We start from the raw sequence: 10,904 nt of genomic DNA on the forward strand, positions 1-10,904 counted from the left end.
GCCACTCCGCGAACGGGCAGCTCAGCCCCGTGGACTTCGAACACCGGCACCAGCAGGAGTCCGCTAGGCTCACGCTGGCCGCATGACAACCCCGAACGCGTGTCCACTTCCGCGGGGGAAGGCCCGTGCTCCACGTCCTCGCCTTCGCGCTTCTGGGACTGAGCTGGATGGCGACCTACGAGGCGGACCACCCCGGGGCCTTCCCCGGCCGTCCCGACGAGAGCGACATCGACTTCGGCGTGAGACTGTTCGCGCTGTCGTTCCTCGCGGAAACCGGTGCGGCCCTGGCGCTTCGGAAGGTACGCGCCATGCTCATCGTGTCCGGGGTGTACCTGGCCCTCGCGGTGTACAGGATCATCATGATCTACCCGCATCTGTACGTCTTGTAGTGAACGCGCCCGGATCGACGGCCGTGATCAAGTAGGTGACTCCCCTGGCGTCTCCGAGAAAGGCGTGACGGCCGAGTGCGACCCCTCGCACGGCGCGGGCTCCCTGCTCTCAGCCCGCCACCGCGAGCCCGAAGAACGAGCGTCGGGTGCACGCTCGGGGACTGCTCGAAGAACAGCAGCCGTGCCTTGCCAGGACGTGAAGAAGCCGCGAGGTCGTGTCTTTGCGTTTTCAGAGTGCGGCCTCCTTGTCGCAGGTGACCGGGATCCGGGCGTGAAGCCGCTGATCGCCCGCCGGGGCACTGAGCACGGCTCCGGCCTGGGCACCCGACTGGGTCCGCCTCGGCGGGGCTGTCCTCGGTGCCTTACGAGGCGACGAGGTCGGCGGCGACCGTACGGAAGCACGTCTCCGATACCGCTCTCGCCCCGCGCCTGGCCGCCCACCACATCCCCGTCCGGCCCGCCCGGCACAACCGCGCTGGTCCAACCCGCCCAGGACCTTCCGCCCGCAGTCCTCGCCCCATACTCGGCCTCCACGTCGTTACCGCCCAGCAGTGGCGCCAACGCGCCGCCACCGACTGGAGCGCATACCTCGCAGCCCGCCGGACCGGAACACACCCGGCCGAACAACGACGGCGCAGGTCCACCCCCGGGGCAACCGGCATGCCTCAGATGACGGGCCGCCATCCCAACGAGCCCGGACCGGGCAGGACCTCAGAACGGGGGATCTGCCGACCATGGGTGTGTCGTCGGTACAGCGGGCGTTGGGGGGCGGGGCTGCTGAAGGACGGCCAGGGCTTCGTCGATACGGCCGAGGTCGATGAAGTAGCCGGCCAGGTCGTGGCTGTTCCTGCGGTCATGTTGCTGAAGAACGGCGATGGCTTCTTCGGTGCGCCCGGCGTCGGCGAGAAGCCGAGCGATGCGTTCCGCCGCGTACCAAGTGGTGCCTTCGGGGTGGGCTCGGGCCCGTTCAACCGCCTCGTCGACCCCGCTGCAGGCGGCGATCAGCGGCAGCCGCATCCAGAACAGCTCCCACTCATTCTCGCCCCCGCGGGCGGCGCCGAGGGCGTCGAGGTGGGCCAGGCCGTCGGAGGGGCGCCCCTGGTCGAGACACAACTCGGACAGGGCGTGCAGAATCCAGTCGTCGCCGTGGTGGACGTCGGCCTGGGCGCGCATCACGGCGATCGCCTCGTCGCCCCGGCCGTGCCGGGCCAGGAGCTGCGCGAGCTCGTAAGCCGAGTTCGGGTTCCAGGCCGCGGGTCCGTCGGTCTGCCCGTACGCAGCGATCGCGCCCCCAACGTCGCCGCGCTCCTCGAGCAGCTCCGCCAGCCGCTGTACGGCCTCCCCGTGTCCGTCGGTCGCCGCGTAGGCGCGCAGTTCCTCGATCCGGCCGTGCCGGGCCAACAGGTCGGCGAGCTGGTCGCGGTTGTTGACCGAGGTGATCTGCCGGCGGTGCCTGAGCAGGGCGATGGCGTCGTCGATGCGGCCCTGGCGCTCGCGGATCGTCGCGAGCAGGCCGATCGCCGTGTCGGGGTCGAGGCCGCGGCAGCACCACGGGCCGTCGCAGCGGTGGTCGGCCCGGATCCGGGCGGCGAACAGCGCGGCGGCCTCCTCGTCGCGGCCGGCGACGGCGGCCACGTCGACCAGGGCGGTGGCGAGCGCCCAGTCGTCGGCGTGCGGCAGCAGCATGGTGAACGCCTCCCCGGCGCGGCCGTGCCGGGCAAGTAGCCGCGTGTAGGCCTCCAACGCCATCGGGTGCCCGACGGCCATCCGGGCCCGGACGGTCTCGATCGCTTCCTCGATCCGGCCCCAGCCCTCCAGCAGCTCGGCGGTCGCTACGACGGCCGTCCACCAGCCCGTAGCGGTGTACGGGGCGAGCACCTCCAGTGCGTCGGCCTGTCGGCCCCGCTCGCCCAGCAGCCGCGCCCACACAAGCGCGCAGAACCACTCCCCACGTCCGGCCCACTCCTCCACCACGGCTGCATGGCCGTGGTGGAGCAGCCGGGAGACCAGTTCCGGCGGGATGCAGCCGGACCGCGTCCGGGCCCGAGAGTCAAGATCAGCAGAGTCCACGGCCACGCACCATAGCGCCGACCTCTGACAGCCCTGCGATACCACTGGCAGTTTCGAACACAGCACGGTTGGAATGATGCTCCCGGCCCGTCAAGCAGGCCGGGCACACATCCGTTCGGGACCGGACCTGCGGGCCGGCGGCTGGTGCCACGGATGCCGGTCGACCCGTGTGCGGGGGGCCTCCACAGACGCGGACCCCCCGCGGGTGGGTCAGAAGGCGGTAGCGCCTTCCAGGCCCCACCAGCCGCTGTTGTAGTCGGCCTTCCGCAGGCCGCCGGTCGCGAGGCCCTGGTACTGCCACAGCAGATAGCCGTCCGAAGCCTCCAGGTCGGGCCGTCCGTCGCCGGAGGTGTCGCCGACGCCGAGGATCGGCTGCATGGAGTTCCAGCCGCCGTTGCCGATGAGCTTGCGCGCGCCCAGGGTCCGCGTCGTGGTGGCGGGGTAGAGCCACAGCTTGCCGGTGGCCTTCTCGCGGGCGACCAGGTCGGCGCGGCCGTCGCTGGTCGTGTCACCAGCGCCGATGAGGGCGTTCATGCCGTTCCAGCCGCCGGTGCCGATGAGCTTGCGTGCGCCCAGGGTGCCGGACGTGGTGCCCGGGTAGAGCCACAGCTTGCCCGTGGCCTTCTCCACGGCGAAGAGGTCGGAGCGGCCGTCGCCGGACAGGTCGCCGAACGCGGCGAGCTGGCCCATGGAGTTCCAGCCGCCGGTACCGATGAGCTTGCGCGCGCCGAGGCCACCGCTGCCGGTGCCGGGGTAGAGCCACAGCTTGCCGGTGGCCTTCTCGCGGGCGATCACGTCCTCGCGGCCGTCGCGGCTGAAATCCCCGTGCCGGACGAGGGCGTCGAAGGCCTTCCAGCCGCCGGAGCCGATCAGACGCCCGGTGCCGTCGCCGGGCAGGAACCACAGGCGCCCGACCTCGTCGCGGACGACGATGTCCGCCCGCCGGTCGGCGTTCATGTCGCCGAACCCGCTCGCCTTGGGCGAGATCGTCGCCACCCAGCCGGGGTAGGCGTCCGTCTCGCACTCGCGCACGGTCCGCACGAACTTGATCGAGCTGGTGGAGAGCATGTCCCCGAAGCTGGTCGCATAAGGGTCGGGCTCGACCCAGTGGTAGCCCGGAGTCTCATAGTTCCGCTGGTCGTAGAGGCAGGCGATTGAGGACGTGCGGTTGAAGACAGTCCGGAACTTTCCGTCCCAGGTGCCCAGGGTGGCCTTGTTTGTGTTCGTCTTGAACATCGATCCGCTGCCGTCGCTCTGCCAGGCACAGAAGTATCCCGACGGGCAGTCGCTGATCGCGGCCTGCGCGGGCGCCGCGCCGGCACCGAGCAGCCCGAGTGAGGCCAGCCCCAGAGTCACGGCCAACGCGGCCGCGCGCCGAAGCAGGGTCTTGCGCATAGGTTCCCTCCCTTACGCGGCGCGGAGACCGATCTCGACGCGCCGCGGGAGGAACATATCCCGCAGGCCGGGCGGCGTGCAGGTGGGGGCATAGTGGGGCGGGCGTAGGTCCATTCGTCGAGCAGGGTGCGGTTGAGGCGTTCGACCTTGCTGTTCGTCTGTGGCCGGTAGGGCCGGGTTCGCTTGTGTGCGATTCCGGCCGCCGCGAGGGTTTCCTGCCACAGGCGCGCGGTGTAGCAGTGCCGTTGTCGGTCAGACCCTATGCCCCGGCGACAGATCACGGACAGCGACATCGCGGCCCGGCAGCCACGCCTCGGCGTTCACTGCCGTCAAGAACGCCGAGATGGGACATCCGAGAAGGCGGCTGACCGGCGATCAGCTCAGTGCGTCGAGACTGTGCAGGATGTCGGCCGGTTCGGCGCGCGTGGTGTAGTCGGTGTTGACGAAGGCCCAGCGGATCACGCCGTCACGGTCGATGACGTAGGTGGCGGGCAGCGGCAGGGTGCGCGGGTGGCCGGCGTTGACGCGCTGAAGGTCGAAGCCGAGCTTGTCGTAGACGGCGGCGAGGTCGTCGGGGAGGTCGAAGGCGAGGCCGTACTGCTTGGCGGTGTCGGAGCCTGCTCGCCTATGGCGTCAACCTGCGCTCCCGTGCCGGTGCGGATGCCGCGACGCTGGGCAAGACGATGACCGCCGCCCTGGACTCGATCGGCGTCCGGGCGGCGGCGTAGAGGTGCGTGGATCCGGCTCAACTGGGGTTCGTTGCAGGTGAAGTGCCGGGACGGAGCATGGGGGCCGCCTTCTCTTCCGCTTCTGCCGCATCCGCCGTGTAGTCCCCGGGGGACGTGACGTCGATGCCCTCGGGGGCGGTCTCGCTGCGCTGAGCGGGTGGCTCATCGGCCCGGCCGGCGAGGTCCACCAGGTTGGTGCGCCGGTTCAGCCACCAGGGCACAAGCTGGGCGAGGCCGAACGCCACCTCGACGACGAAGAACAGCCACAGCAGCCGCGTGGCGCCGTGGGCCAGCGCGTACGCCTGCCACGTCGCGAACAGCGTGCGCGCGACGCCATCGAGCAGTCCGTGCACCGGCAACGGCTTGACGATGCGCAGGAGGGCCCAGACCACCACGACCGAACCCATCAGATTCGCGTACAGGGTCTGCACCGGGTCGAGGGCGGGCAGGACGCCCAGCCCGAGCGCCCGCCCCAACGACGACAGACCGCCGTGCAGCAGGGCGTACGTCCACGGCGTCGCGAATCCCGCCGTAACGACGAGGTCGTACCAGGCACTCGCGCGTACGACGCGAAGATAGGTAAAGCGGGAAGGCGCAAAAAGACGGATCACAACGAGGCTCCTGCTGGTCTCACGACAGCGACGCCTCACCGTAAACAGTGGAGTACGCTCCAAGGTCAAGCCCGCATTTGACGGAGGGTCATGCGCATCGGAGAGCTGGCCGCGCAAGCGGGTATGACCAAGGACACCATTCGGTTCTACGAGAAGGTCGGCCTGGTCACAGGTCGTCGGCTGGCCAACGGCTATCGCGACTTCGCGCCCGAGACAGTGGCCTGGCTGCACTACGTCCGCACCGCGCAGACGCTCGGATTCTCACTGGCGGAGATCGCACGGCACGGCGAGGAACTGCGCGACGCGCCGGACGCTGCGCAAGCACTGTCTGCGCTGTTCGAGGAGAAGATCCAGGTCATCGACGCGCGCATGGCCGAGCTCGCCGCCCTTCGGGCCGACCTCGACGCTCGCGTCGGCACCGGATGCCCGTTGCGGGCGGCAGACCAAGTGGGCTGAGCACGAGGTTGAGTACCGCGTCGGCGATGACGTCGCGACCGGCGTCCCGGTCGATCGCGGTGAAGATCAACTCGTGGTGATCGTGACCGGATCACGGTCGCTGTCAGGACACATCCGTCCAGACCGGCACCGCGCCCTACCGCCTCGCTCACGCCAAGACACAAGCCGAACAGGCCCAAGGCCCAAGCCGAACAGGCCCAGGCCGGCTGATCGACACGGTGGGCCGCAGGTCACCCCCGGTCAGGCGGCGACGGGGAGATGAAAACTCGTTCCAGCAGGGCGTACAGGCAGTCCCGGTCCTGGTCGCTGAGCCTGTCCAGGCCCTCCCGTGTGGCGCGCATCTTCGCACGAATCGCGTCGGTGACACGCTCGCCCTCGGCGGTGAGGACGACGTTCTTGACGCGCCGGTCGGAGGCGCTGGCCTCACGGCGCACCAGGCCGCGCTTCTCCAGCCGGTCGACGATCCCGGTCATGTTGGAGGCGTCACAGGTCAAGGTGTCGGCCAGGGCGCGCATCGCAGCGGGTCCCCGGCGCAACACGGTCAGCGCCTTGCCCTGGCTCGCTGTGAGGTTCTCGCTCGCCGCCGCGACCGTGAAATCGCCGTAGTAAGCGCGGAGCGACACCGAGAGCAGCTCCATGAGCTGGGCTGTGTCGACGCGGGGAGGTCCTGACATGGGATGCACTCTACCCACGAAGCTTGACGATCTCAAATAACTGCCTTTACCGTCGGCTCGTTGCCTGAAGTTCTCAAGCATCAAGGTAGTCAAGTACCTGCGAGGAGCATCCCCGTGACCGTCACTGTGTCCCCCGCCTCCCGCGCGGCCGAGATCCTGTCCCGGCCTGTCGCCCTGAACGGCCTGACCGTCCCGAACCGCATCGTGATGGCGCCGATGACACGCATGTTCTCGCCGGGCGGCGTCCCCGGTGAGGACGTGCGGTCGTACTATGCCCGTCGCGCCGCTGCGGGGGTGGGCCTGATCGTCACCGAGGGCACCTACGTCGGTCACGAATCGGCCGGGCAGAGTGACCGTGTGCCGCGGTTCCACGGTGAGGAGCAGCTGGCGGGGTGGGCGAAGGTCGCCGAGGCCGTTCACGCGGCGGGCGGCACGATCGTGCCGCAGCTGTGGCACATCGGCATGGTGCGCAAGCAGGGCGAGCCGCCCTTCGCCGACGCCCCCGCCGTCGGGCCCTCCGGCATCCGCGTCGACGGCACCGAGGGCGCCGGCAAGGCGATGACCCAGCGCGACCTGGACGACGTCATCGGCGCCTTCGCCGAGGCCGCCAAGGCCGCCGAGCGCATCGGCTTCGACGGCGTCGAACTGCACGGCGCCCACGGCTACCTCCTCGACCAGTTCCTGTGGGCGAGGACGAACCGCCGCAGCGATGCCTACGGCGGCGACCCGGTGGACCGTACGAAGTTCGCGGCCGAGATCGTGGCCGCGGTCCGCGAGGCCGTCTCGCCCGACTTCCCTGTGATCTTCCGCTACTCGCAGTGGAAGCAGGAGGCCTACGACGCGAGGCTCGCCGAGACACCGGAGGAGCTCGAGGCGATCCTGACCCCGCTCGCCGCGGCCGGCGTCGATGCCTTCCACGCCTCCACCCGCCGTTACTGGCTCCCGGAGTTCGAAGGCTCGGACCTGAACCTGGCGGGCTGGACGAAGAAGCTCACCGGCAAGCCCACCATCACCGTCGGCTCGGTCGGTCTCGACGGCGACTTCATCCGCGCGTTCGCGGGCGAGGGCGCCCCTGTCCAGGGCATCGACAACCTCCTCGACCGCCTGGAGCGCGACGAGTTCGACCTGGTCGCCATCGGCCGTGCCCTGCTCCAGGACCCGCAGTGGGCGGCGAAGGTCCTGGGGGACCGGTTCGAGGAGCTGAAGCCGTACGACGCGACGGCGCTGAAGACGCTGAGCTAGAACCTGCGCCTCAGCCCCACCCCACCGTCGCCGCCGAGCTCGACCGCCGCCCATGCAAGACGCTCGGCTGGGGAAACCCCAGCCGAGCGCCTGCATCAACTGCTCGCGGCCTGACCAAACATGACCACGTCTTGCAACGGTCCCGGGAAAGCGCCGACCGTCCGGATCTCCGTACGTGCGGCGCTCACTGCGGGGGCGTCAGTTCCGTGCCTGGAACGTCACCTCACTCACACCCCAGAGGAACTCGCCGCCCAGCGGGTTCTCCGGCCATTCGGCACGGAAGCTGCGGACGAGGAACTCCACCATCCCGCAGTCATAGCGGCTCCACAGCGAGCCGTTGCGCCGATAGACCACGACCGGCCACTCGGCGGGATCGTCGTCGGACGCGTCCCAGCACAGCATGTCCGCGGTGGCGTCGACTCCCCAGGTGATCAGCACCGGAGAAGTGCCCTCCAGCTCGGGTGTCTTCTCCTCCGTCTCCCAGTCGGCCTCGGCGTTCGCCGTCTCGATCACCATGCCGTCCCGCGGTGCCTGCTCCAGCGGCACCCTGGGGTCCGGCCTGCCGATCGACAGGTAGTTCTGCACCGCGCCGGCGCCGTAGACCTCCATGAAGCGCCGGTAGTCGAGCGGGAACGGCTTGCCCCACGACGCGGTGAGGGCCTCCCAGTCGACCGTCGTGCCCCCGTCCGTCGGCGGCGGCATGAGCCGTCGCAGGGTGTCCAGGTCGGTCGGCTCACTCATCGGTACCTCGCTCTGTGTCCATTCGGTCCTCGCCGGTCCGCGCCATGGGGTGCTCCCCGTGGGCGTCGGCGCACCGCCGCTGTCCATCTGTGTGCCGAGATTGTCTCCCGTGCGAGTTCTTCTTCAGGTACTCCTTCGTCAGGCAGGCCTCCGCGGCCGTGGCCCGGTTGGCGACGATGGCGGCCGTGACAACCACCGCGGCGACGAAGACCGCGGCGACCACCGGGATGGCGAGGGCGAACCAGTACCCGTCGATCTCGACATTGCTGATCGGGTTGCCACCGGTGAAGGCGTAGTGGTTGCCGGTGAAGGGGTCGCTGCCCAGACCCATGTCGGCCAGGGCGCCGTTGTACATGTCCCGGCTGGTGAAGCGGTTCAGCCACGGATCTACGCTCCGTCAACTGCCCGCGGAGCTTTGGTATTTCGCTGAAGGGGCCGAGCCCGTGGTGTCGAGCAGGCGGGCGCGGGACTGCACGGCGCCGAAGTCCAGCTTCCCCCTGTTCCAGGTGACGACCCCGGGGTGGCCTGGTCCTGGCAACATGCGTGAGTGCACAAATCCAAGGTGGCGGGCTGTATCGGCCTGCTCGTTGCGCTCGTGGGCTGCGGCAGCTCGGAGAGTGAAGCAGCCGCCCCGGGCGGGAAGCGTGTGGCGGCAACAGCTTCGATGGACCCGAGCGTGATCACTGTTCTGGTGACCTTCATCGGCGGGCCGACCGACGGCCGAACTGAGCATCTGCCGCTGCCCCAGGCGACGGGCAAGGTCACCCTCGCTGGTGTGGTCCAGCAGAGCAACCCTGGCCCGCCGCCGGAAGTGAAGGACACTCCAGAGGGCCTGGCCCAGGTGATGCGGCCCGTCTGAGGCGACACGGACGGGATCACCGACCCCGTTGCCGCCCCTGACCGCCGGCGCATCGCGGTCACATGGAAGGACAGCCGAACGCGCCCGCCAGCTTGAGGAGTTCGCGGGCGCCGAGGGTGGCACCAGGCCGTTGTTCCTGGCGGCGAAGGCGTCCAAGGCGGTGGGGATGGTCGCCGACGAAGCAGCTGGACAAGGCCAGAGGTGCCCCTTCCTACGGCTCCCATTCCGGATGGACGCGCCGGCCGTGCTTCCAAAGGTCGCAACGCGGCGCCTGTTGGCCGCCGACTACGTCGTCTTCCCCGAGGTCTTCCCGCAATGTGAGGAGCCGCCCGCTCTTGTCGTCGAAATACCGCTGCACTACCACCCCGTTGAGCAGCTCTTCGAGCTGCGCGCGCGTCAACCCCTTCGGCCAGCAGGTGCGCGCGTTCACCTTCGTCCCCGAGAAGGAGGTCTCAGTGACAACCGCGTGACTGAGGTTCGCGCTGTGCAGGGAGGCTTGGCCCAGGTCGGCGTTCTCAGAGGGCGTTTAAAGTAGGCAGATTGCCCTTGATGCCCTAGTAGGTCCCAGGTGGGTGTGGTCTCGTCCGTTATGCGTTTGGCGAGGTTGTCGATCGAGGCGATGTGGATCATGGCTTCGGAGCTGGCGGTGAGGGTCTCGTAGTCACGGGCGAGACGGCGGTGCATCATGATCCAGCCAATACTCCGCTCTACCACCCAGCGTCTTTTCACGACGTGAAACCCGCGGATTTCCGGGTTTCTGTTGACGACTTCGACGTCGATTCCGAGGTTGGCACCGTGCTCGACGACGGCGTTTTTGAAGCCGGTGTCGACCCAGCTTTTGGAGATGGTTGGGTACGTCGCCTTCGCCTGGTCGAGGAGGCGTATTCCCAGGGCGTTCTCCGACAGGCCGGCGGCGGTGACGGTCACAGCGAGGATGAGGCCGATCGTGTCGGTGAGGATGCCGCGCTTCCGGCCGACGATCTTCTTGGCGGCATCGGTACCCTGGCTGGTCAGGGGTACATTGGTCGAGGTCTTGATGCTCTGGGTGTCGATGACCGAGGCGGTCGGTTCGGGCTTGCGGCCCTCTTTCACTCGGGCAAGGCCGGTCAGGTCGTAGTTGAGCTGGGCGAAGATTCCCTCGTCGCGCCAGGCCGCGTAGTAGGCGTAGACGGTGGCGTGGTTCGGGAAGTCGTGCGGGAGGTATTTCCAGGGGATTCCCGTGCGGTTGACGTAGAGAATGGCATTGAACACGTCGCGGAGGTCGACCTTTGCCGGCTGGCCGGTGGGTCTGCGCTCGAGCCGGGCTTTTCGCCAGGCCGTCAACGTCGGCTCGATCAAGGCCCATCGGGCGTCGGACAGGTCGCTGGGGTACGGCTTCCGCTGGCTCACGCCGTAGCGTCGGCACGGGAAGGCCGGAAGGTGCCGTTCCGCTGATCTTCGGGCGGTTCTGTCGCATCCTCAAACCAGACGGAATTCCAGCAGCAGAAGCGAGCGAAACGGGCGGCAGGCTCCGAGTGGCATGAAAGGGCGAAAACCGCGAACCTCGCAGACTGGAGCAAAGTAGGGTAGTAGCGAAAGCCGCTTTCTCGGCCAAACCCATGTAAACGCCCTCTCAGTGGGCGGTTCGTGAGTATATGAGTTGTTCTGGTGTCGCCTGATGGTGTGGACGGAGGCGGAACGTGCCGGTCCGATGCCGGTGGCCTGCTGGAATCGGTGGGGTGAGTGAACGCAAGCCGTAC

General features: G+C 68.8%; 11 protein-coding genes and 3 pseudogenes. 4 read left to right on the forward strand and 10 right to left on the reverse strand.

Annotated features, from left to right (window positions below; translation table 11 throughout):
- Nucleotides 1–125: 125 nt before the first annotated feature.
- On the forward strand, nucleotides 126–389 hold the full coding sequence (locus ACLB9X_RS34055; protein ID WP_410364289.1) for a hypothetical protein: 264 nt from the start codon (nucleotides 126–128) through the stop codon (nucleotides 387–389).
- A gap of 711 nt (nucleotides 390–1,100) precedes the next feature.
- Here ACLB9X_RS34055 and ACLB9X_RS34060 read toward each other — a convergent pair.
- The 5 genes and pseudogenes from ACLB9X_RS34060 to ACLB9X_RS34080 form a co-directional block, all read right to left on the reverse strand.
- The gene (locus tag ACLB9X_RS34060; RefSeq protein ID WP_410364290.1) at nucleotides 1,101–2,459 is read right to left on the reverse strand and encodes a hypothetical protein; all 1,359 of its coding nucleotides are present in this window, start codon (nucleotides 2,457–2,459) and stop codon (nucleotides 1,101–1,103) included.
- A 210-nt stretch (nucleotides 2,460–2,669) separates the two neighbouring features.
- The gene (locus tag ACLB9X_RS34065) at nucleotides 2,670–3,854 is read right to left on the reverse strand and encodes an FG-GAP-like repeat-containing protein (protein ID WP_410364291.1); all 1,185 of its coding nucleotides are present in this window, start codon (nucleotides 3,852–3,854) and stop codon (nucleotides 2,670–2,672) included.
- Nucleotides 3,855–3,949: 95 nt separating this feature from the next.
- Nucleotides 3,950–4,110 (reverse strand): annotated as a pseudogene (locus ACLB9X_RS34070) (integrase core domain-containing protein); the annotation flags it as partial.
- A gap of 119 nt (nucleotides 4,111–4,229) precedes the next feature.
- Nucleotides 4,230–4,358 (reverse strand): annotated as a pseudogene (locus ACLB9X_RS34075) (AhpC/TSA family protein); the annotation flags it as partial.
- 241 nt (nucleotides 4,359–4,599) lie between these two features.
- Nucleotides 4,600–5,193: a hypothetical protein gene (locus ACLB9X_RS34080; RefSeq protein WP_410364292.1), complete on the reverse strand. Its 594-nt coding sequence runs from the start codon at nucleotides 5,191–5,193 to the stop codon at nucleotides 4,600–4,602.
- Between the two features lie 90 nt (nucleotides 5,194–5,283).
- On the opposite strand from ACLB9X_RS34080, the gene ACLB9X_RS34085 reads away from it, so the two are divergent.
- Complete coding sequence (locus tag ACLB9X_RS34085; RefSeq protein ID WP_410364293.1) at nucleotides 5,284–5,649, forward strand: MerR family transcriptional regulator; 366 nt, start codon at nucleotides 5,284–5,286, stop codon at nucleotides 5,647–5,649.
- A gap of 230 nt (nucleotides 5,650–5,879) precedes the next feature.
- Here the strand turns inward: ACLB9X_RS34085 and ACLB9X_RS34090 are convergent, their stop codons facing one another.
- Entirely contained in the window at nucleotides 5,880–6,323 is a 444-nt protein-coding gene (locus tag ACLB9X_RS34090) for a MarR family winged helix-turn-helix transcriptional regulator (RefSeq protein ID WP_410364294.1), read from the reverse strand.
- Between the two features lie 114 nt (nucleotides 6,324–6,437).
- Here ACLB9X_RS34090 and ACLB9X_RS34095 point away from each other — a divergent pair, with 114 nt between their 5' ends.
- Nucleotides 6,438–7,565, forward strand: coding sequence for an NADH:flavin oxidoreductase (locus ACLB9X_RS34095; RefSeq protein WP_410364295.1), 1,128 nt, complete (start codon nucleotides 6,438–6,440; stop codon nucleotides 7,563–7,565).
- Between the two features lie 198 nt (nucleotides 7,566–7,763).
- Here ACLB9X_RS34095 and ACLB9X_RS34100 read toward each other — a convergent pair whose 3' ends face one another.
- Nucleotides 7,764–8,306 carry a hypothetical protein gene (locus tag ACLB9X_RS34100; RefSeq protein WP_410364296.1) on the reverse strand — a complete coding sequence of 181 codons (543 nt, stop codon included), beginning with the start codon at nucleotides 8,304–8,306 and terminating at the stop codon, nucleotides 7,764–7,766.
- Nucleotides 8,299–8,661: a hypothetical protein gene (locus ACLB9X_RS34105; protein WP_410364297.1), complete on the reverse strand. Its 363-nt coding sequence runs from the start codon at nucleotides 8,659–8,661 to the stop codon at nucleotides 8,299–8,301. Before ACLB9X_RS34105 ends, ACLB9X_RS34100 begins: the two co-directional genes overlap by 8 nt.
- 192 nt (nucleotides 8,662–8,853) lie before the next feature.
- Here ACLB9X_RS34105 and ACLB9X_RS34110 point away from each other — a divergent pair, with 192 nt between their 5' ends.
- Complete coding sequence (locus tag ACLB9X_RS34110) at nucleotides 8,854–9,165, forward strand: hypothetical protein (protein WP_410364298.1); 312 nt, start codon at nucleotides 8,854–8,856, stop codon at nucleotides 9,163–9,165.
- Nucleotides 9,166–9,376: 211 nt separating this feature from the next.
- Here ACLB9X_RS34110 and ACLB9X_RS34115 read toward each other — a convergent pair whose 3' ends face one another.
- A complete protein-coding gene (locus tag ACLB9X_RS34115) occupies nucleotides 9,377–9,595 on the reverse strand; it encodes a hypothetical protein (RefSeq protein ID WP_410364299.1) in 219 nt (72 codons plus the stop codon).
- Nucleotides 9,596–9,729: 134 nt separating this feature from the next.
- Nucleotides 9,730–10,554, reverse strand: a pseudogene (locus ACLB9X_RS34120) (IS5 family transposase); the annotation flags it as partial.
- Nucleotides 10,555–10,904 lie beyond the last annotated feature (350 nt).

Origin of the sequence: Streptomyces sp. 5K101 (assembly GCF_046506645.1) — a bacterium.
In the GTDB taxonomy this organism is placed as follows: Bacteria; Actinomycetota; Actinomycetes; order Streptomycetales; family Streptomycetaceae; genus Streptomyces.

Bases quoted from the DNA above. Each gene is read 5' to 3' on its own strand.
- ACLB9X_RS34065 (WP_410364291.1), bottom strand. From the start codon at position 3,854: ATGCGCAAGACCCTGCTTCGGCGCGCGGCCGCGTTGGCCGTGACTCTG.
- ACLB9X_RS34085 (WP_410364293.1), top strand. From the start codon at position 5,284: ATGCGCATCGGAGAGCTGGCCGCGCAAGCGGGTATGACCAAGGACACC.
- ACLB9X_RS34090 (WP_410364294.1), bottom strand. From the start codon at position 6,323: ATGTCAGGACCTCCCCGCGTCGACACAGCCCAGCTCATGGAGCTGCTC.
- ACLB9X_RS34100 (WP_410364296.1), bottom strand. From the start codon at position 8,306: ATGAGTGAGCCGACCGACCTGGACACCCTGCGACGGCTCATGCCGCCG.
- ACLB9X_RS34105 (WP_410364297.1), bottom strand. From the start codon at position 8,661: ATGTACAACGGCGCCCTGGCCGACATGGGTCTGGGCAGCGACCCCTTC.